Annotated in this window: 16 protein-coding genes; 6 read left to right on the plus strand and 10 right to left on the minus strand. The window is 72.6% G+C overall.

Going from position 1 to position 20,044, the window contains the following annotated elements:
* Positions 1-44 precede the first annotated feature (44 nt).
* The 3 genes from ACFYVL_RS36895 to ACFYVL_RS36905 are packed head-to-tail and all read right to left on the minus strand — an operon-like array spanning position 45 to position 3,470.
* Positions 45-797, minus strand: coding sequence for a succinate dehydrogenase/fumarate reductase iron-sulfur subunit (locus tag ACFYVL_RS36895; protein WP_389252937.1), 753 nt, complete (start codon positions 795-797; stop codon positions 45-47).
* Complete coding sequence (locus ACFYVL_RS36900) at positions 794-2,740, minus strand: fumarate reductase/succinate dehydrogenase flavoprotein subunit (RefSeq protein ID WP_389252939.1); 1,947 nt, start codon at positions 2,738-2,740, stop codon at positions 794-796. The genes ACFYVL_RS36895 and ACFYVL_RS36900 overlap by 4 nt, the downstream gene beginning before the upstream one ends.
* Position 2,741: 1 nt before the next feature.
* On the minus strand, positions 2,742-3,470 hold the full coding sequence (locus ACFYVL_RS36905) for a succinate dehydrogenase cytochrome b subunit (protein ID WP_389252941.1): 729 nt from the start codon (positions 3,468-3,470) through the stop codon (positions 2,742-2,744).
* 95 nt (positions 3,471-3,565) lie between these two features.
* On the opposite strand from ACFYVL_RS36905, the gene ACFYVL_RS36910 reads away from it, so the two are divergent.
* Positions 3,566-4,447: a LysR family transcriptional regulator gene (locus ACFYVL_RS36910; protein ID WP_389252942.1), complete on the plus strand. Its 882-nt coding sequence runs from the start codon at positions 3,566-3,568 to the stop codon at positions 4,445-4,447.
* 225 nt (positions 4,448-4,672) lie between these two features.
* Here ACFYVL_RS36910 and ACFYVL_RS36915 read toward each other — a convergent pair whose 3' ends face one another.
* The 3 genes from ACFYVL_RS36915 to ACFYVL_RS36925 form a co-directional block, all read right to left on the minus strand.
* Positions 4,673-6,880 carry a putative bifunctional diguanylate cyclase/phosphodiesterase gene (locus tag ACFYVL_RS36915; RefSeq protein ID WP_389253032.1) on the minus strand — a complete coding sequence of 736 codons (2,208 nt, stop codon included), beginning with the start codon at positions 6,878-6,880 and terminating at the stop codon, positions 4,673-4,675.
* 29 nt (positions 6,881-6,909) lie between these two features.
* A complete protein-coding gene (locus ACFYVL_RS36920; RefSeq protein WP_389252944.1) occupies positions 6,910-7,722 on the minus strand; it encodes an SAM-dependent methyltransferase in 813 nt (270 codons plus the stop codon).
* Positions 7,723-8,007: 285 nt separating this feature from the next.
* Positions 8,008-8,985 carry an SCO0930 family lipoprotein gene (locus ACFYVL_RS36925; RefSeq protein ID WP_389252946.1) on the minus strand — a complete coding sequence of 326 codons (978 nt, stop codon included), beginning with the start codon at positions 8,983-8,985 and terminating at the stop codon, positions 8,008-8,010.
* 251 nt (positions 8,986-9,236) lie between these two features.
* On the opposite strand from ACFYVL_RS36925, the gene ACFYVL_RS36930 reads away from it, so the two are divergent.
* On the plus strand, positions 9,237-9,842 hold the full coding sequence (locus ACFYVL_RS36930; protein ID WP_389252948.1) for a hypothetical protein: 606 nt from the start codon (positions 9,237-9,239) through the stop codon (positions 9,840-9,842).
* Between the two features lie 25 nt (positions 9,843-9,867).
* Complete coding sequence (locus ACFYVL_RS36935) at positions 9,868-10,629, plus strand: hypothetical protein (RefSeq protein WP_389252950.1); 762 nt, start codon at positions 9,868-9,870, stop codon at positions 10,627-10,629.
* A gap of 152 nt (positions 10,630-10,781) precedes the next feature.
* On the opposite strand, the gene ACFYVL_RS36940 is transcribed toward ACFYVL_RS36935, so the two are convergent.
* Positions 10,782-12,389 carry an FAD-dependent monooxygenase gene (locus ACFYVL_RS36940; protein ID WP_389252952.1) on the minus strand — a complete coding sequence of 536 codons (1,608 nt, stop codon included), beginning with the start codon at positions 12,387-12,389 and terminating at the stop codon, positions 10,782-10,784.
* Between the two features lie 432 nt (positions 12,390-12,821).
* Between ACFYVL_RS36940 and ACFYVL_RS36945 the strand changes: the two genes are divergently transcribed.
* The gene (locus ACFYVL_RS36945; protein ID WP_389252954.1) at positions 12,822-13,436 is read left to right on the plus strand and encodes a hypothetical protein; all 615 of its coding nucleotides are present in this window, start codon (positions 12,822-12,824) and stop codon (positions 13,434-13,436) included.
* A gap of 90 nt (positions 13,437-13,526) precedes the next feature.
* On the opposite strand, the gene ACFYVL_RS36950 is transcribed toward ACFYVL_RS36945, so the two are convergent.
* The gene (locus ACFYVL_RS36950) at positions 13,527-14,003 is read right to left on the minus strand and encodes a hypothetical protein (RefSeq protein WP_389252956.1); all 477 of its coding nucleotides are present in this window, start codon (positions 14,001-14,003) and stop codon (positions 13,527-13,529) included.
* Between the two features lie 472 nt (positions 14,004-14,475).
* Here ACFYVL_RS36950 and ACFYVL_RS36955 point away from each other — a divergent pair, with 472 nt between their 5' ends.
* Entirely contained in the window at positions 14,476-15,135 is a 660-nt protein-coding gene (locus tag ACFYVL_RS36955; RefSeq protein WP_389252957.1) for a class F sortase, read from the plus strand.
* A gap of 25 nt (positions 15,136-15,160) precedes the next feature.
* Here the strand turns inward: ACFYVL_RS36955 and ACFYVL_RS36960 are convergent, their stop codons facing one another.
* Together ACFYVL_RS36960 and lysX are read right to left on the minus strand one after the other, a co-directional pair.
* Positions 15,161-16,015 (minus strand): polysaccharide deacetylase family protein, encoded by an 855-nt coding sequence (locus tag ACFYVL_RS36960; RefSeq protein ID WP_389252958.1) that lies wholly within the window; start codon positions 16,013-16,015, stop codon positions 15,161-15,163.
* 90 nt (positions 16,016-16,105) lie between these two features.
* Complete coding sequence (gene lysX / locus ACFYVL_RS36965; protein ID WP_389252960.1) at positions 16,106-19,405, minus strand: bifunctional lysylphosphatidylglycerol synthetase/lysine--tRNA ligase LysX; 3,300 nt, start codon at positions 19,403-19,405, stop codon at positions 16,106-16,108.
* A gap of 143 nt (positions 19,406-19,548) precedes the next feature.
* On the opposite strand from lysX, the gene ACFYVL_RS36970 reads away from it, so the two are divergent.
* On the plus strand, positions 19,549-20,019 hold the full coding sequence (locus ACFYVL_RS36970; protein ID WP_389252962.1) for a universal stress protein: 471 nt from the start codon (positions 19,549-19,551) through the stop codon (positions 20,017-20,019).
* Positions 20,020-20,044 lie beyond the last annotated feature (25 nt).

The following is a 20,044-nucleotide window of genomic DNA, read 5'->3' on the forward strand; positions in this document are numbered from 1 at the left end:
GGGCGGACTTCCGGCAGCCCGCCCGCGCTTCTGCGGACGTACCGTCAGCCGCGCCTGCCGTTCTTGCGGTTGGCCCGCAGCCACTCCTTGTTCATCGCGGCGATGGACGGGAGCGGAATCCCCTTCGGGCAGGCGGTGGCGCACTCGCCGGCGAGGGTGCAGCCGCCGAAGCCCTCGTCGTCCATCTGCGCGACCATGTCGAGGACGCGGCTCTCGCGCTCGGGGGCGCCCTGCGGCAGCACGTTGAGGTGGTTGACCTTCGCCGAGGTGAAGAGCATCGCCGAGCCGTTGGGGCAGGCGGCGACGCAGGCCCCGCACCCGATGCACTCGGCGTGCTCGAAGGCGAAGTCGGCGTCGGCCTTGGGCACGGGGGTGGCGTGCGCCTCGGGTGCGGCGCCGGTCGGCACGCTGACGTAGCCGCCCGCCTGGATGATCCGGTCGAAGGCCGACCGGTCCACCACGAGGTCCTTGACGACGGGGAACGCGGAGGCCCGCCACGGCTCGACGTCGATGGTGTCGCCGTCCTGGAAGGACCGCATGTGGAGCTGGCAGGTGGTGGTGCGCTCGGGGCCGTGCGCGTCGCCGTTGATGACCAGCGAACAGGCGCCGCAGATGCCCTCGCGGCAGTCGTGGTCGAAGGCGACGGGGTCCTCGCCCTTCAGGATCAGCTCCTCGTTGAGGGTGTCGAGCATCTCCAGGAAGGACATGTCGGCGGAGATGTCGTCGACGTCGTAACGCGCCATCTCCCCGGGGGTGTTCGGGTTCTTCTGGCGCCAGACGCGCAGGGTGAGCCTCATGCGTAGCTCCGCTGGGTGGGGTGGACGTGCTCGAAGACGAGGTCTTCCTTGTGCAGGACGGGAGCGCCCGTGGCGTACTCCCAGGCGGCGGCGTAGGAGAAGCGCTCGTCGTCGCGGGCGGCCTCGCCGTCCGGGGTCTGGGACTCCTCGCGGAAGTGGCCGCCGCAGGACTCCTCGCGGTGCAGTGCGTCGAGGCACATCAGCTCCGCGAGTTCCAGGTAGTCGACGATGCGGTTGGCCTTCTCCAGCGACTGGTTGAACTCCTCGCCGCTCCCGGGGACCTTGATCCGCCGCCAGAACTCCGCGCGGATCTGCGGAATCCGGTCGAGGGCCTTGCGCAGCCCCTCCTCGGTGCGGGCCATGCCGCAGTACTCCCACATGAGTTCGCCGAGTTCGCGGTGGAAGGAGTCGGGGGTGCGGTCGCCGTCGACGGCCAGCAGCTTCGCGAGCCGCTCCTCGGTCTCCCGTACGACCTCGGCGGCGGCCGGGTGGGAGGCGTCGACCTCGTCCTGCCGGGCGTGCCGGGCGAGGTAGTCGTTGATGGTGGCGGGGAGGACGAAGTAGCCGTCGGCGAGGCCCTGCATGAGGGCTGAGGCGCCGAGGCGGTTGGCTCCGTGGTCGGAGAAGTTGGCCTCGCCGACGGCGAAGAGGCCGGGCACGGTGGTCTGGAGGTCGTAGTCGACCCACAGGCCGCCCATCGTGTAGTGCACGGCGGGGTAGATCCGCATGGGGGTCTCGTACGGGTCCTCGGCGGTGATCCGCGCGTACATGTCGAAGAGGTTGCCGTACTTCTCCTCGACCGCGCCCCGGCCCATCCGGGCGATGGCGTCGGCGAAGTCCAGGTAGACGCCCTGCCCGCCGGGGCCGACCCCCCTGCCCTCGTCGCAGACGTTCTTGGCGGCGCGGGAGGCGATGTCGCGGGGGACGAGGTTGCCGAAGGAGGGGTAGATGCGCTCCAGGTAGTAGTCGCGCTCCTCCTCGGGGATCTCGCGGGCGGGGCGGGTGTCGCCCTTGGCCTTCGGCACCCAGATGCGGCCGTCGTTGCGCAGCGACTCGCTCATCAGGGTCAGCTTGGACTGGTGGTCGCCGGTGCGCGGGATGCAGGTGGGGTGGATCTGGGTGAAGCAGGGGTTGGCGAAGTACGCGCCGCGCCGGTGGGCCCGCCAGATCGCGGTGGCGTTGGAGTTCATGGCGTTCGTCGACAGGTAGAAGACGTTGCCGTAGCCGCCGGAGGCGAGGACGACGGCGTCCGCGAAGTACGTGTCGATCCTGCCGGTGATCAGGTCGCGGGCGACGATGCCGCGCGCCCTGCCGTCGACGACGATCAGGTCGAGCATCTCGGTGCGCGGGTGCATCTCGACGTTCCCGGCGGCGATCTGCCGCGACAGCGCCTGGTACGCGCCGAGGAGGAGCTGCTGCCCGGTCTGGCCCCGGGCGTAGAAGGTCCGGGAGACCTGGACGCCGCCGAAGGAGCGGGTGTCGAGCAGACCGCCGTACTCCCGCGCGAAGGGCACGCCCTGGGCCACGCACTGGTCGATGATCTCCACGGAGATCTGGGCGAGCCGGTGGACGTTGGACTCGCGGGCCCGGAAGTCGCCGCCCTTGACGGTGTCGTAGAACAGCCGGTGGACGGAGTCGCCGTCGTTGCGGTAGTTCTTCGCGGCGTTGATGCCGCCCTGCGCGGCGATGGAATGGGCGCGGCGCGGGGAGTCCTGGAAGCAGAACTGGACGACGTGGTAGCCCTGTTCGGCGAGCGTGGCGCCCGCCGAGCCGCCCGCGAGCCCGGTGCCGACGACGATGACGGTGTGCTTGCGGCGGTTGGCGGGGTTGACGAGCTTGGCCTCGAAGCGGCGGGTGTCCCAGCGCTCGGCGACCGGCCCGGTGGGGGCCTTGGTGTCGACGACGGGGTCACCGGTGCGGTAGTCGGCGTACGGGGAGGTCATGTCAGCCCACCAATCCGGTCATGACCGCGACCGGCACGGAGAGGAAGCCCGCCGTCAGGACGAGGGCGAGGAGGTTCGCGGCTGCCTTGAGGAAACGCTCGCGGCTGGCGTTGCCGACGCCGAGGGTCTGGGCGGCGCTCCAGAAGCCGTGCCGCACGTGCAGGCCGACGGCGAGCATGGCGACGATGTAGATCGTGTTGCCGTACCAGGTGGAGAAGGACGCGACGACGTTCTCGTACGGCTTTCCGTGCTGCGCGTTCCCGTTGACCGTGAGCGTGGTCAGGTCGAGGAGGTGCCAGACGATGAACAGGGCGAGGATGATGCCGCCCCAGCGCATGGTGCGCGTCGCGTAGCCGGCCCGCTTGCGCTTGTGCGCGTACGCGGTGGGCCTGGCCCGGATGTCGCGCCGGCTGAGCTGGTAGGCACTCACCCCGTGCAGGACGACGGCGGCGAGCAGCACCACGCGGACGATCCACAGCGCCCACTCGTAGTGCAGGACGGGGTCGCCCAGGGTGCGCAGCCAGTGCGCGTAGCCGTTGAACTCGTCGGTGCCGAAGAAGATCTTCAGGTTGCCGATCATGTGGGCGACGAGGTAGCCGAGCATGATCAGACCGCTGACGGCCATGACCGTCTTCTTGCCGACGGTCGAGCCCCAGAAGGTGTGCCGGGGCCGCCGGGGACGTCCTACGGGCGGTTTTCGGGGGGTGTCCTGTCGCGTTGCCAGAGCCATGGTCACGACGCTAGGGCCGAAAGACCCAGTGGTCCAAGACATGGTGCGGCTCAAGTCAATAGGGTGAGCCTATCGAGCCCGCGTATGCTGGGATCATGCAGTTCCAGCAGCTCCGCTACTTCGTGGCCGTCGCCGAGTGCCGGCACTTCACCCGTGCCGCCGAGCAGCTGCACGTGGCGCAGCCCTCGCTCTCGCAGCAGATCCGCGCGCTGGAGCGGGAGTTGGGCGCCGACCTGTTCACCCGGGCGCGCGGCAACATCGCGCTGACCGACGCGGGCGAGGCCCTGCTGCCGCTGGCCCGCCGGATCCTCGCCGACACCGACACCGCCCGCCGCGAGGTGCAGGAGATGGCGCAGCTGCGCCGGGGCCGGGTGCGCCTGGGCGCGACCCCGAGCCTGTGCACGGGTCTGCTCCCGGACGTCCTGCGCACCTTCCACGACGCCCACCCGGGCATTCAGCTGCTGGTCGAGGAGGGCGGCTCGCACGACCTGGTGCGGGAGCTGGCGCGCGGCGCCCTGGACCTGGCCCTCGTGGTGCTGCCGCTGCCCACCCCCTCCCCCGCGCTCACCACCGTCGAGCTGCTGCACGAGGACCTGGTGGTGGTCTCCTCACCGGCGGCCCGCGCACCGCGCAGCCCGGTCCGGGTCGCCGACCTCCGCGACACCCCGATGGTGATGTTCCGGCACGGCTACGACCTGCGGGAGCTGACGGTGGCCGCCTGCCGGGCCGAGGGGTTCGAGCCGGTGTTCACGGTGGAGGGCGGCGAGATGGACGCGGTGCTGGGTTTCGTCCGGGCGGGGCTGGGCGTGGCGGTGGTGCCGCGGATGGTCGCCGAGCGCACGGGGACGGGCCTGCGGGTGACTCCGCTGGCCGGGCCGGGGCTGCACCGGACCATCGCCCTGGCGCACCGGAGCGACGTGGCGCCGCCCCGGGCGGCCCGGGAGCTGCAGCGGGTGCTGCTGGGTGCGGGCGCCTGACGGCCCGCGAGGGCGCGCCGGGCGCCGGGGCGGCACGGGGGTGGGGGGGGGGCGGCCCCCCGGGGCGGGGGGGGGGGGGGGGGGGGGGGGGGGGGGGCGCGGCGGCGGCGGGCGGGGGGGGGGGGGGGGGGGGCGGGGGGGCGCGCGGGCGCCGGGCGCCCGCCACCCCGGGGACGGCGGGTCGCGGCCGAGGGACCGCGCCCCGCCGTCCGGGTGGTGTCCCGGTCAGACCGCGTCCGTCAGGGCCAGCGCGTGGATGCGGTCCGGGGCGCCCGGCCTGGCGTAGTACCAGCCCTGGGCGGTGTCGCAGCCCAGTTCCCGCAACTGGTCCGCCTGGGCGCCCGTTTCGACGCCCTCGACCGTCACCGCGAGCTCCAGGCTGTGCGCGAGCGAGACGATCCCCTCGACGATCTTCACGTCGACGGGGTCGGCCGGCAGCCGCTGCATGCTCTGGGTGAAGGACCGGTCCAGCTTCAGCACGCTCACCGGCAGCCGGCGCAGGTTGGCCAGGTTGGAGTAGCCGGTGCCGAAGTCGTCGAGGGCGATGTCGACGCCCATCTCGGCGAGCTGGCGCAGCGGCTTGAGGAGGTCCTCGTCGGCTCCTATCAGGGCGGACTCGGTGACCTCCAGGCACAGCGCGCCGGGTGAGAGTCCGGCCCGCTCCAGCACTTCCACCGTGTCGGCGACCAGCCCGGGGTGGTGCAGCTGGGTGGGCGAGAGGTTGACGTTGATGCGCAGCGGGCCGCCGTCGGCGTGCTTCTCCTGCCAGAACCTGGCCTGCCGTACGGACTCCTGGAGCACCCAGCGCCCCAGCGGGACGATCAGCCCGGTGTGCTCGGCGAGCGGGATGAACCGGTCCGGGCCGAGGACGCCGTACTGCGGGTGGCTCCAGCGGACCAGGGCCTCCGCGCCGTGCACGCTGCCGTCGCCGAGGTGGACCAGCGGCTGGTACTCGATGAAGAACTCGCCGCGCTCCAGGGCCGCGGGCAGCGCGTGGGTGAGCCCGTGCCGGGTGATGGCCCGCTCGTCGGCCTCCGCGTCGGCGAACTCGAAGCGGTTGCCGCCCGCCGACTTGGCCCGGTACATGGTGATGTCGGCGCTGCGCAGCACGTCGGCGGGGCCGCGCTCGGCGGCCGGGCCCTCGACGATGCCGATGGAGCCGCGCACGGTGATCTCGCGGCCCTCCAGGTGTATCGGGGTGGCCAGCGCGTTCAGTATCCGGGCGGCCAGGTCGTCGACCTCGCGGCGGGTGTCGGGGCCGGTGGTCAGTGCCACGAACTCGTCTCCGCCCAGGCGCGCGACCATCTCGCCGGGTGCGGTCGCGCAGGACTGGAGGCGGTCGGCGACCTCCACCAGGAGCCGGTCGCCCGCGGAGTGGCCGAGGCTGTCGTTGACCGCCTTGAAGCCGTCGAGGTCGAGGTAGCAGAGGCCGAAGCGGGTGTCGCCGCCCTGGGACAGCGCCTTCTCCAGCCGCTCGAAGAAGAGCGTCCGGTTGGGCAGTCCGGTGAGCGCGTCGTGGGTGGCCTCGTAGCGCAGGCGCAGGTTGAGCAGCCGGCGCTCGGTGGTGTCCTCCATGAGCGCGAGCTGGTACTGCGGGCGGCCCTCGGAGTCGCGCAGCAGCGACACCGTGAGGTTGGTCCACAGGACGGTGCCGTCGCCCCGGTAGAACGCCTTCTCGCAGCGGTAGTGGTCGCGTTCGCCGCGCACCAGTTCCTCGTACATCCGCCAGACCTGCGCGGTGTCCTCCGGGTGGCCCCACTCGCTGACCTTGCGGCCGCGCACCTGGGCGTCGAGTCCGCCGAACATCCGGGTCAGCGTCTCGTTGACCTCCAGGATGGTGCCGTCGAGCGCGGCGATGCCGATGCCGACGGCGGCGCCCTCGAAGACCGCGCGGAACCGTTCCTCGGTGGCGTGCAGGGCTTGCTGGGCCTCGCTGCGGGCGCTGAGCGCGGAGCGGGCGATGGCCTCCTGCTCGCGCAGCGTGCGCTCGCGCAGCTGCCGGGCGAATCCGGCGGCGATGCCGTGCTGGAGGCGGGCGGAGCGGGCCCGGTGCTCCTCGGCGGCGGACGGCGGCCCGTCGCCGTCGGTGCAGTAGAGCACCAGGTAGGACTCGACGACGCCGAGGGTACGGACGAGGGCGTCGGGGTCCGTGCAGTGCGCGTCGATCAGGGCGGAGCCCACCTCGTGCGCGGCGGCCGGGTCGAAGGGCCGCTCGTGCAGTGCCCGGCAGAGCCGCAGCGCCAGCGGCAGCAGCAGCTGTTCGAATTCGGGGCGGGTGAGGGAGGTGGCGGTGGCCGGGAAGATGGCCCGGCTCCAGATCGTCGCGAACCGCCGTACGCGGTCCTCGGTGTCGTCGAGGGGCCCGGGGGCCGCGAGCGGGTCCCGCGGCCCGGCCGGCTCCCGTGCCCCGGCCGGGTCCTCGGCGACCGCCACGTCCCTCTCTCCGTCCGGTACCTGCGCGCTCACGCCTTGCGCCCCACCCCTGCGTAGCCCGAGAAGGCGTACGGGTCCTCCTGGGCGACGGGGTTCTCCGGCCGCCACTCGGCCAGCGGCACCAGCCCCGGCTCGACCATCTCGTACCCCTCGAAGAACCGGGCGACCTCGGCGTGCGACCGCATGACCAGCGGGTTGTTGATCTTCTGGTAGACGTCGACGGCGCCGCCCGCCCGCTCGGCGGTGACCGGCACGCCCTCGTACGACGCGTGGGTGATGATCAGCATGCTGCCGGGTGCGAGGGCGTCGCGCAGCGCGGCGACGGCGGCGTACGGGTCGTCGGCGTCCTCGATGAAGTGCAGCACGGCGACCAGCAGCAGCGCCACCGGTCTGTCCAGGTCGAGGAGTTGGCCGACCTCGGGGCTCTCCACTATGTCGCGCGGCTTGCGCAGGTCGGCGGCGACGACGGCCGCCCGCTCGTTGCCCTCCAGCACGGCCCGGCTGTGCGCGACGGCCACCGGGTCGTGGTCGACGTACACCACGCGTGCGGTGGGGTCGGCGGCCTGGGCGACCTCGTGGACGTTGCCGAAGGTGGGGATGCCGGAGCCGATGTCGAGGAACTGGGTGACGCCCTCGGACAGCGCGTGGCGCACGGCGCGGCGCATCACGGCCCGGTTCGCCTGCATCACCTTGGGGAGCCCCGGCATGAACTCCATCGCCCTGCGGGCCGCGTCCCGGTCTACCTCGAAGTTGTGCGAACCGCCCAGGTAGTAGTCGTAAATGCGGGACACACTGGGCATCGAGATGTCGATGCCCGGTGGTGCCCAGGCGGGACGCTCCATCAATGTCTCCCACAACTCGCCGCGACGAATGCGGGCACGGCTCATGACCGTGCCCGGTGTTCGAGCCGAGGCTACTGATCCACCGCCAGTGGGGCGAGCGAAAACGGAAATTGCCCGTCCGTTCTAGGTCACACCCAGGTGGCACGTGCATCCGCGCGCCGGCCCGCCGTTCCCGCTGGGGACGGGAGCGACGGGCCGACTGTATGAGCTACCACCGCCCGGCTCCTACTCGGGGTGGCCGGTAGCCGCCTGTGCGCGGGTGCCCTCGACGGGGGCCGCGGGGCCCTACTTGGCAGCTCCCACGAGCTTTCCCTGCGGGGACACGGCGTACCAAGTGCCGCCGACACCCTGCCCGTTGGTCTCCCCCGGCGCACTGTCGCCGGAGAAGGTGTAGAGCGGCCAGCAGTTGATCGTCTGCTGCTTGACACCGTCGGGGCGGTCGAAGACGACGAAGCCCTTCTTGAGGATGCCCTCGGTGTCGTCCTTCGCCACGGGTGCGACGACCGGCCACTTCGCCAGGCACTTGCCGGTGCAGGCGGACCGCATGGGCCAGGCCGAGTCCTTCTTGAAGCGGTAGACGGTGCGCCCCCGGCCGTCGACGACGATCTCGCCGAGCTTCGGGTCCTTGCGCACGGACAGGCCGGGCAGGTCCGCCGGGGCGGCGGGGGCAGCGGGCGCGGGGGCCGGCGGGGCGGGCTCCGCGGGTGCCGCCGCGCCAGGTGCGGCCTTCTTCCCGTCGGGCGCGGCGGCGAACCAAGCGCCGCCCACGCCCTGCCCGTTGACGTCGCCCGCCTTGACGTCCTTGGCGTAGCGGTACAGCGGCCAGCCGCCGAGCGTGAGCTGCTTGCCGCCGTCGCTCCGGGTCACCGCCCCCAGGGCGGAAGCGTTCATTCCGGGGGCGGCGGTGAATCCCTCGGCGGGCACCACGGGCCAGGCCTTCGCACAGTCGCCGTCGCAACGGGACGCGGGCGGCTTCGCCGAGTCCTTGTCGAACCGGTAGAGCGTCATGCCCGCCCCGTCGGTGACGACCTTCCCGAGCTTCCCGTCCTCCCGCACGGCGAGCCGGCCGGCCGCCCGGGGCGCCGTCTGCCCGCTGCCGCCGTATCCGTCGCCGCCGCCGTACCCGTCGCCCGCGGGCTGCTGGGCCGGTGCGGCGTTGCCGACCGACTGGGCACCGGCACCGCCGTCCTGCCCGCATGCCGTCGTCAGGGCGAGCACCGCCGCCGCCGTCACCGCGAGCGAGACGCTCCGCCAGCTGTTCATGTCGACTCCCGTGTCCCGAGGGTTCCCGTAGGGCTGTGGACGACGCAGGAGTGCGTCGCTCATGACCCTGGGTACGTGCGGCGGGGGCCACCGCGTTCAGCACCCTCCGAAAATATTTCGCCCGCTCGGGAACACCCCTCGTGCGAACACCCGGCGCAATTCCGAACGCAAATTCAGGAAAGTCCCAACCATCAGGGGAAACCCATACTTCTGACGCGTAGCGCTCGTTGAGCAGATTCATGATGCCCCTCGTGTACGGATCACGCCGGAAGCCCGGTCCGCTCCTCGTTCGCCTGCTGTCGTCGGCCGCCCTGTGCTGGCTGCTGGCCGGTTCGGTGCCCGCGTCCGCCGACAGCTGCGCCTACGCCTCCATCGGCCAGGACACCGGGACGGCGGTCGCGGCGGCCGGCGGCGACGCCCGCTGCTGGACGACCCCGCCGCCGAAGCCCTCGCCGCCCCCGCCGCCCCCGACCCCGAAACCGCCACCGCCCGACGACCCGAAGCCGCCGCCGCGACCTCCGGCACCGGCTCCGCCCCCCGCCCCCGTGCCGAAGCCCCCGCCGCCGGAACCGGCCCCGCCCGCCCCCGGCCCCGTACCCGCGCGGCCGGCCGCGCCCCGCCCGGCTCCGCCCGCGCCACCGGCGGCGGCCCCCGCGCCCGACCCGGCCCCCAGCTCCCCGCCCGCGCCGAGCGCACGTCCGGGACCCCCGGCGGCCAGGGGGATCGCCCTGCCCGCCTACCGCAAGCCCGCCCGCAAGCCCCCCAAGGGCCGCACCTCGATGCTCACTCTCACGCTCATGATCACAGCGCCCGCGGTCTTCGCCGTCGCGGTACTGCGTCCCCGTTCCTCCCGCTGATGCGGTTCCACCGACGGAGGTACCCATGTCGGAATGGCTTGTTCTGACCATCGCGATGGCCGCCGCCTGCGCGATCGTCCTCACCATCGTGGTGATCAACAACCGGAGGGTCGCCGACGACGACGATCCGACCGAAACCCCGGACGTCCTCGAGTACATGACGATGATGATCGGCGTGATCTACGCGATCGTCCTCGGCCTGGCCATCGCGGGAGTCTGGGAGGGGCGCGGCGCCGCCCAGGAGTCCGTGCGCCAGGAGGCCCAGGCACTGCACGAGGTCAGCGCCCGCTCCGAGGTCTACCCGGCGGACGTCCGCGCCCGCATCCGCTCCGACATCGACACGTACGTCAGCTACGTCGTCGACACCGAGTGGCGGCACATGACCGAGGAGGGCACCGTCACCGACCGCGGCACCGAACTCCTCAACCGGGTCCGCCAGGACGTCACCCTCTACGCCCCCAAGACCGATCTGGAGGGCCAGGCCTACCAGCCGCTGGTCGACCAGATCGCGGCGGCCGACGACGCCCGCAACACTCGGGCGCAGAACACCGAGGCCACGATGCCCACCATCGTGTGGTTCGGCCTCATCACGGGTGCGCTCATCACGGTCGGCCTGATCTTCACCCTGCAGATCCGGCGCACCCCGCGCGAACTGCTGCTGGCAGGCCTGTTCAGCGTGATGATCGCCTTCCTGCTCTTCCTGATCTGGGACCTGGACGCGCCCTTCGGCCACGGCATCGCGGCCACCTCGGACCCGTTCGTCGACCTGCTGCCGAGCCGCGACTGACCGGCGTCGCACCGCTCCGGCAGGTCCGGGGGCTGCCCGTTCCCCTTCCGCGGGTACGGGGAAGGGGAACGGGCAGCCCTCCGCCCTGTGCACGGCTGCCGTGTTCCGTACGGACCCGTCGCGCTACGTACGGACCCGTGCCGTCGGACCGGTCAGCGGCCGAGGCCCCGCAGGTAGTCGAGCACCCCCGCGCTGTCGTCGGCCGTCGTGAACAGGGCGACGTGGTTGTCGGGACGGACGAGCACCAGGGCGTCGCCCTTGACGCCGTACGCCGCCCTGGCGTGGCCCCCGGTGTCGGCGAGGCCGGTGCCGGGGCCCGCGTCCACGGCGCAGGTGCGCACGGCGACGCCGCCGGCGGTCCGGGCCGCCACCGCCGCCAGGGCCCCGGTGGCCCCGGCGCCGAAGCCGAGCAGGGTGAAGTGCGGCCCCGCGAAGACGTCGAAGAGACGGGTGGGGGTGCCCGTGCCCGTGGCGTGGCACGGGGCGTCGGGGGCCCGGTCCCCCGGACGCAGCCCGGTGTCCGGTCCTCCGGTCCGGCGGGAGAGCGAGCTCCAGCGGTAGCCGAGGCCCAGCGCCGTCGTCTCCTCGGTGATGCCCGCGTCCAGTCCGCCGCCGGGCTCGCGGATCGCCGCCAGCACGTCGCCGAGCCGCTTGGAGGAGGTGTCCAGCGTCCAGGCGGCGACCGGCAGCCGTTCCTCCTCGTACGTGTCGAGCAGTGCGGCGCCCGCTTGTCCGGTGAGGACGGCGGCCAGCTTCCAGCCCAGGTTGAAGGCGTCCTGGATGCCGGTGTTCATGCCGAGGCCGCCCGCGATCGGGTGGACGTGCGCGGCGTCCCCGGCGAGCAGGGCCCGGCCCTCGCGGTACCGGTCGACCATGCGCACGTTGACGCGGTAGGTGGAGAGGAGGGCCGCGTCGCTGACGCGGACCCCGTCGAGGCGGGCGTGCCGGTCGAGGGTGCGCTGGCAGCCCTCGCGGGACGGCGGCAGGAGGGTGCCGTCGGGGGCGCGCTCGGGGCCGGCCTGGTACCACCAGCTCCGCTCGGTGCCCGGGATCGGACAGAGCATCACGGCGCCGTCCTCGTCGAACCACTGGTGCCAGTGGTCGCGGGAGAGGCCCTCGGCGCCGCTGAGTTCGACGTCGCCGTTGACCATGACCTGTTCGGCGTGGGTGGTGCCCTCGAAGGTGGCGCCCATGAGCTTGCGGACCGTGCTGTGGCCGCCGTCGCAGCCGACCAGGTAGTCGGCCTCGATGTACGTGCCGCGCGCGGTGCGGGCGACGATCCGCCCGCCGGAGTCCGGGTCGGGCCCGTCCCCGGCGTGGCCCCGGTGCTCGTAGGAGGTGATCTCGGTGTCCAGCTCGACCGTCGCGCCGAATTCGGCCAGCCTCTCGCGGAGGATCTCCTCCAGCCGCCACTGGGCCATCAGCCATCCCCGGTCGTAGGGGGCCGCGGGGGTGGGCCGCTGCGCCGCGTACGGGTCGGCGTCCGCGACGGCCACCGCGTCGCGGTACTTGCGCATGACGAGCGGCGTGCTGCCCGCGGCGAGGACCCGCTCCAGCACCCCCAGGTCCTCCAGCACCTCCAGGCTGCGCGGATTGGGACCCTTGGCCCGCGAACTCCTCGGCAGCTGGGGGGACTTCTCGACGATCCGCACCCCCACGCCCCGCCTGGCGAGGTCGCACGCGAGGGTCAGCCCGGTCGGACCGGCCCCCACGATCAGCACACTCCCCGTCGTACCTGCCACATCTGCCCTGCCGGTCACACCTGCTCCTCGGTTCGCTGGGTCCGCCCCCGCGCCGCCACGGTCCGTGGCGGCTTGCGGCACGGAACGAATAAAACACAACCGAGATACACATGCAACCGAGTTACGTTTTCTTTGCCGGGCTCACCTCCGCCCGGCGGCGGACACCGGGGCGCCGACCACTTCTGACGGGTAGTCCGACCTCGCGCGCACGTAGAGTTCCGCGACCCCGTCGAAGACGCCGCTCGCCCCTCAAGCCCTCCCCGCACGCGCTCGCGTGACCTTCCGTCGGACGCCCCGGGGACCAACCGGGGGACATCCTTCCCCCATTCGCGCGACTGTGATCGCGGGGCTCACCGGGCGCTCCTAGCGTCGCGGATATCGAGGTGCATTTCCCGATATTTGCGGAAACGGGTTCCGCAGCCGTGCTCCTCGGGGACCCTAAGGAGCACCATGCGCGCGATACGTTTCGCGTCCACCGCGACAGTGACGGCCCTGGGTGTCGTTCTGACCGCGGTCGGTACGCCGGCCTGGGCGGCGGACGGCGACGGCGGGAGCGAACGGGCGGGCCCGGCGGCGGCCACCGCCCCCTACGCGTTCAGCGTGACGCCGTCCAGCATCGCGGCCGGCGGACAGGTCACGCTCGGCGCGGGCGGCTGCCCCGGCACCGCCACCGTCTCCTCCGCCGCCTTCGGCACGGTCGTCGTGGAGCCGGGGCGGAGCGCGCGGGCCACGGTCGGCCGGCGGGTGGATCCCGGCGCCCTGTACGACGTGGCGTTCAACTGCGGCGGCAGCAAGGGATCGCTCACGCTGACGATCGCGGGCACCTCCGGGCTCCCGACGACGAGTTCGACCTCGCTGCCCACCGCGTCTGCCTCACCCGTGACGTCCCCCTCCCCCGTCACCTCCGCCTCGGCGGCCATCCGCGGTGTGCGGGGCGGGCTCGGCGGCAGCATCGGCGGCATGGACACCACCCAGGTGGCCGGTGGTGCGGCCCTGGTGGCGGTGGCCGCCGCCGGTTCGCTGTACGCGGTGCGCCGCCGGTCGGCGGGCAGCAGGCGTCACTGAGCGGACGGCACGTACGAGACGCCGGTGGGCCCGAGTCCTGTGCAGGGACTCGGGCCCACCGGCGTGTCACCCCGGGCGTGGCGGAGCGGGTCAGGCCTTGCCGCCCGTGGTCCGGCGGCGGGCCACGAAGATCGCGCCGCCGAGGGCCGCCGAGGCGACCAGGCCGGCGCCGACCGCGACGTCCGTGTCGCTCGGGCCGACCGAACCGCCGAGACCGCCGTGCGCTCCGCGGCCGGCCAGCACGGTGAACTGGTGGGTGGCCACCATCGCGTTGTCGTTGCACTTCACGGCGAGGTTGTAGTGGCCGGGAGTGGCGTGGTTGTTGATCCTGGCCGACGCATATCCCTTCGACCCCGCCGACAGGCTGGCCTGCGGGAAGGCGTTGGACGTCACCGTGCCGCCGTGGCCGCAGCCGGTCGCCGCGATCGAGATCGTGCTGCCCTGGTGGACCGAGTAGGGGTTGACCGTCACATCGCTCGGGCCGTTGGTGGCGGCTGCCGTGGGGGCGGTGAGTCCGACCGCGACGCAGGCGAGGGCAGTCGCCGCACAGGCGCGTGAAGCACGCATCGTAAGACCTCCATGGGAAGACGCTCCGGAGCGGTGCCCCGGGAAGTTCGACGAGTACGCCTCCCATGACGAACCCTCACTTGACCCCGCAAATACCGCATTTCACACTGCGCCGGACCGGTGACGGGGCGCGCCTTCCCGGCACCCCGGAATCTGACGGACTCGCAGGTCACGGGGCGTCAGAGAACCCGCCGAAGATTTTGCGGGGCCTTGGCGCGGATGGGTCACGCGGGCTCGTCGACCGCCCGCGGAAAGGGTTTTTGAGGGGACGTCAGAAAGGGGTCGCGCGGTTCCCGCCCCGGACGCCGGTTCCCGGAACCCGTCCGGTTTCTGAGAAGGCGTCAGAATTCCGGGCCGCCACCCGTTCGCCCTCCGTGCCTCGCCGCCGTATCGCCGCGCCCTTAGCGTCCGTAGGAGAAGGGCGGCACCCGGGGACGACGACCGGGCGGGACGCGACGAAGGGAGCAGCAACATGGGGCAGGAATGGCGCGGCGCGCACCCGAGGAGACGCGCGCCGTGGGGCGCCCTGGCGCTGGCGATGCTCACCGGGCTCGCCCTGATGCGCAACGGCAGCGACGTCGGCTTCGGCCCGCCGCAGCCCGCGGCGGCTGCCGCCCGGGACAACGGCTCCGACGGCCCCGCGTCGCCGCGGCAGGCGGCCGGGCCCGCCGCGCTCCCGTACGCACCGGCCTCCCGGATCCGCATCCCCTCCGTGCGGGTCAACGCCCCCATGGTGGACGTCGGGCTCGACCAGGAGGGCTGGATCGAGGCCCCTCCCCCGCAGGACGCCAACCTCGCCGGCTGGTACCAGAACGGCATCGCCCCGGGCCAGCGCGGCACCTCCGTCGTCGTCGGCCACGTCGACAACTCCACCGGCCCCGCCGTCTTCTTCGGTCTCGGCTCGGTGAAGAAGGGCCAGCGGGTGGAGGTGGAGCGCTTCGACGGACGCACCGCGGTCTTCGAGGTGTACGGGGTCGAGGTGTACTCCAAGGAGGACTTCCCCGGCGCCCGGGTGTACGGCGACTCGGGACGGCCCGAGCTGCGGGTGATCACCTGCGGCGGCGGCTACTCCAAGGACAGCGGCTACGCGGGCAATGTGGTCGTCTACGCCCGTCTGGTGGCCACCCGCTGATCCGCGGGCGGCCACCGGGCGCGGATCAGGCGTGCGGAACGGTGATCCGGTAGCCCCGGTCGAGGAGTTCGGGGAGGTAGCCGCGCAGGGCCCGTACGCTCTGCGAACGGTTGCCGCCCGCGTCGTGCGAGAGGACCACGACGCCGGGTCCCGCCCCCCGCCGCACCCGGCCGAGGATGGTGGCGGTGCCGGGCTCGGTCCAGTCGAGGGTGTCGAGGGTCCAGCCGAGCGGTTCCATGCCGAGGTCGGCGCCGATCTCGAAGGAGGCCCGGTTCCAGGCCCCGTAGGGGGCCCGGTACCAGCGGGGCGGCGCGCCCACCGTCTTCTCGATCACCTCGCTGGTGGAGCCCAGCTGGTCGCGGATGCGGGAGCGGGTGAGCTTGGGGATCAGCGGGTGGGACCAGGAGTGGTTGCCGATGACGTGCCCGTCGTCGGCCATCTCGCGGAGCAGGTCGGGGTTGTCGACCGCCATCTCGCCGCAGAGGAAGAACATCGCGCGCACGTCGTACCTGCGCAGGGTCTTCAGGATGTCCGGGGTGTAGCGGGGGTCGGGGCCGTCGTCGAAGGTGAGGACCATGGTGCGGCCGGGCGCGTCCATCCGCAGGAACGGCTTGCGGCGCACCGGCGGGCGTGCGGCGGCGAGTCCGGGCGGCGCCCCCGCGGTCATCGGGCGCAGCCGGTACGCGGACGGCCTGAGCGGCGGTGCGGCCTGCGGCGGGCCGGCCTGCGGCGGCCCCGCGGCGGGGGTCCGCCCGGCCGGGGCCACCGGCGTCCCCGCCGGGTCGGCGGTCAGCACGTGCACGGTGGCCGCGGCCCCGACACAGGCCGCGAGGCGCAGGAGGCCGCGGCGGCCGAGGAGTGACTGCTGATCTTCTTTCATGATTAATGCCTCGCACGCCGTGGCGTGCGAGGCATTGATCCACTCCGGGTGCCGATCCCGATTGCACCCGATGGAACTACCGGGTCCGCCTCAGCGGCGTACCAGCGGGAACGGCAGTGTCTCGCGGATGGTGCGGCCGGTGAGGAACATGACCAGCCGGTCCACGCCGATGCCCAGACCGCCGGTCGGCGGCATCGCGTACTCCAGCGCGTCGAGGAAGTCCTCGTCGACCTCCATGGCCTCCGGGTCGCCGCCCGCGGCGAGCAGCGACTGTGCCATCAGCCGTCGGCGCTGCTCGACGGGGTCGGTCAACTCCGAGTAGGCGGTGCCCAGTTCGGTGCCGAAGGCGACCAGGTCCCAGCGTTCGGCGAGCCGCGGGTCCTTGCGGTGCTGGCGGGTCAGCGGGGAGACGTCGGTGGGGAAGTCCTTGTAGAAGGTGGGCAGCGTGGTGCGCTCCTCGACGAGACGTTCGTACATCTCCAGGACGAGGTCGCCGCGGGTGTTCTCCGGGGTGTGCGGGACGCCCGAGCGGTCGCAGAGCCGGCGCAGCAGCGGCTCCTCGGTGTCCGCGTCGACCTCCTCGCCGAGTGCTTCGGAGACGGCTCCGTACAGCGTCTTGACCGGCCAGATCCCGGAGATGTCGTGCTCGACGACCTTGCCGTCCGCGTCCGTCTTCCGGGCGATCGGCGAGCCGAAAGCGGCGGTGGCGGCGCCCTGGACGAGTTCCCGGGTGAGGTCGAGCATGACGTCGTAGTCGGCGTACGCCTGGTAGGCCTCCAGCATCGTGAACTCGGGGTTGTGCTTGTAGGAGACGCCCTCGTTGCGGAAGGTGCGGCCCATTTCGAAGACCTTCTCCATGCCGCCGACGCAGAGCCGCTTGAGGTACAGCTCGGGGGCGATGCGCAGGTAGAGGTCGAGGTCGTAGGCGTTGATGTGGGTGGTGAAGGGGCGGGCGTTGGCGCCGCCGTGGATCTGCTGGAGCATCGGCGTCTCGACCTCCAGGTAGCCGCGTTCCAGCAGGCCCTGGCGCAGGCCCTGGACGACGGCCGAGCGGGAGCGGACGATCTCGCGGGCGTCGGGGCTGGCCACCAGGTCGACGTAGCGCCTGCGCACCTTCGCCTCGGGGTCGCTCAGACCGAGGCGCTTGTCGGGCAGCGGGCGCAGGCACTTGCCGGTGAGCTGCCACTGGGTGACGAACAGGGTCAGCTCGCCGAGGTCGGTCGATCCGATCTCGCCGGTGACCTGGACCAGGTCGCCGAAGTCGACGTCGGCGGTGAACCGGTCCAGGATGTCGCTGCCCGAGCCGTCCCGGGTGAAGGCGATCTGGAGGTCCCCCGACCAGTCGCGCAGGTCGGCGAAGACGACGCCGCCGAAGTCGCGGACGACCATCACGCGCCCGGCGACGACCGCTTCCTCGCCGGTGCGGGTGCCGGGTGCGACGGCCGGGTGGGCGGCGCGGACCGCGGCGGTGGTGTGGGTGGCGGCGGGGACGCCGACGGGGTACGGGTCGGTGCCCTCGGCGCGCAGCCTGGTCAGCTTGCGGTGCCGGATGCGGATCTGCTCGGGCAGGTGCGCGGTGGGGTCCGCGTCGGCGCCGGCGGTCGGGGCGAGCAGGCCCAGTGCCTCGATGGAGGGCAGGCCGGCGGTGCTCGCCGGGTTGGTGAAAGTGCGGCGCGGGCTGTGTCCGCGGCCCCACATCTTGCGCAGGCTGGGCACGGCGACGAAGCCTTCGGCGATGCCGGAGGCGAGCGAGACCCGGGCGAGCGAGCCCGCGTCCCCGTAGCAGAGGAAGCGGGGGTACCAGGTGGGCTGGTACTTGACGTTGGAGCGGTAGAGCGCCTCCAGCTGCCACCACTTGGAGAAGAACAGCAGCAGCCTGCGCCACAGCCGCAGCACGGGTCCGGCGCCGATCCGGGCGCCCTCCTCGAAGGCGGAGCGGAACACGGCGAAGTTCAGGGAGATCCGGCGGATGCCCAGCTTGGGCACCTGGGCGCAGATCTCGGCGACCATGAACTCCATGACGCCGTTGGGCGCGCCGCGGTCGCGCCGCATCAGGTCGAGCGAGATGCCGTCCTTGCCCCAGGGGACGAAGGAGAGCAGGGCGATCAGCTTGCCGTCGGCGTCGAACGCCTCGACGAGGAGGCAGTCGCCGTCCTCGGGGTCGCCGAGCCGGTCGAGCGCCATGGAGAAGCCGCGCTCGGTCTCGGTGCCGCGCCAGGCGTCGGCACGGTCGATGATCTGCTCCATCTCGGCGTCGGAGAGTGCGGAGTGGCGGCGGATGCGGGTGGTGGCGCCGGTGCGGCGGACACGGTTGACGGCCTGGCGGGTGACGCGCATGTCGCGGCCGTCGAGGTCGAAGGCGTTCACGTCGAGGATGGCCTCGTCGCCGAGCTGCATGGCGCTGAGTCCGGCGCGGGCGAACGCGGTGGCGCCCTCCTCGGACGCGCCCATGACGGCGGGCGCCCAGGCGTACCGCTTGGCCATGTCCAGCCAGGCTTCGATCGCCTGCGGCCAGGCCTCCTTGTCGCCGACGGGGTCGCCGGAGGCGAGCGAGACGCCCGCCTCGACGCGGTAGGTGACGGCGGCCTTGCCGGTGGGGGCGAACACGACGGCCTTGTCGCGGCGGGTGGCGAAGTAGCCGAGCGAGTCCTGGGCGCCGTACGCGCCGAGCAGGGCCCGGATGCGCGGCTCCTCGTCGCCGTGCAGGGAGGACTCCATGCGCTGCGAGCGGAACAGGGTGGCCGCGGCGGCCAGCAGGGCGAGCGCGCCGAAGAGGCCGAAGAGGAAGTACAGGAAGCGGGGGCCGTGGCCGTCGAACTCCCCGTACAGGACACCGCCGAAGACCCGGACGATCACCCAGGGCAGCCGGTCGGCGGGCACCAGGGTGCCCGGGAACAGCGAGATCAGGCCCCAGCCGACGAGCACGGCCGCGGCCAGGGAGGCGACCAGTACGCCCAGCGCCCGCCGGACGGCACCGTGCCGGGAGGCCGCGTAGAACTCCTTGCGGGCGAGGATCAGCACCACCAGCGCGGCCAGGCACACCACCGTGGAGGCGAGCGCCTCCCAGTCCTCCAGGACGATGTAGAGGACGTCGCCGGCCAGCAGCAGGATCAGATATCCGACGACCAGCCACCACGCGACCTTCTTGCGCGCGCCGACGGCGGCGGCGAGCAGGAAGAAGAACACCGCGTACGCCAGGTTCGCGCTCACCGGGACGGTGAGGAACTCCAGCAGCTGGGTGAACGGCCGCACCAGTCTGCGCAGGGGCATACTGATCGCGAGCAGGGCACAATACAGGCCGAGCAGGCCGAAAAAGGCCGCGAACCCGTCGGGCACCCGACTGAGGAAGCGGTTGCGGGTGGTGGGAGTCTCCTCCACGCTGACACTCATGCATGGCACTTTAGGGAGCGCCGCGCCCCGACGCCTCCCGGGGTAGGGCCTTCCACCTGCGCGCGGCCCGGTCCGGGGCGGAATTCCGGGGGCCGGGGCGCTCGTTTTTCTGCGCGCGCCGTGCACGGGATAACCTCCGCTCTGTGACCGAACAGCCCGAACAACAGCGCCACACCTTCGAACGCGGTACCGACGGCCCCAAGGTGATCGTCGCCGGACTGGACGGTTCCCCTTCGTCCCTGCGTGCCGCGGCGTACGCGGGAGGGCTGGCCAGGCGGCAGAACGCGCTGCTGGCCCTCGTCTACGTGCAGCCGCTGATCCCGTCGGGCGCCGCGCTGGGCGCCCCGGTCGCCGGGACCACCGAGGAGGTCGCCGAGGACCTCATGGCGGAGATCAGGCAGTCGGTGGAGCGGGTGAAGGGGATCTTCGAGATCCGCTGGGAGTTCCACACCTTCCGGGGTGACCCGTACAACGGTCTGGTGACGGCCGCCGACCAGTTGCAGGCGGACGCCGTGGTGGTGGGTGCCTCGGAGTCGGCCGGACACCGGTTCGTGGGGTCGGTGGCGGTACGTCTGGTGAAGGCGGGACGGTGGCCGGTCACGGTCGTGCCGTGACCGGAAGCCGTCGCCCCTCATCCCC

It is taken from the genome of Streptomyces sp. NPDC004111 (assembly GCF_042874215.1).
GTDB lineage: Bacteria > Actinomycetota > Actinomycetes > Streptomycetales > Streptomycetaceae > Streptomyces.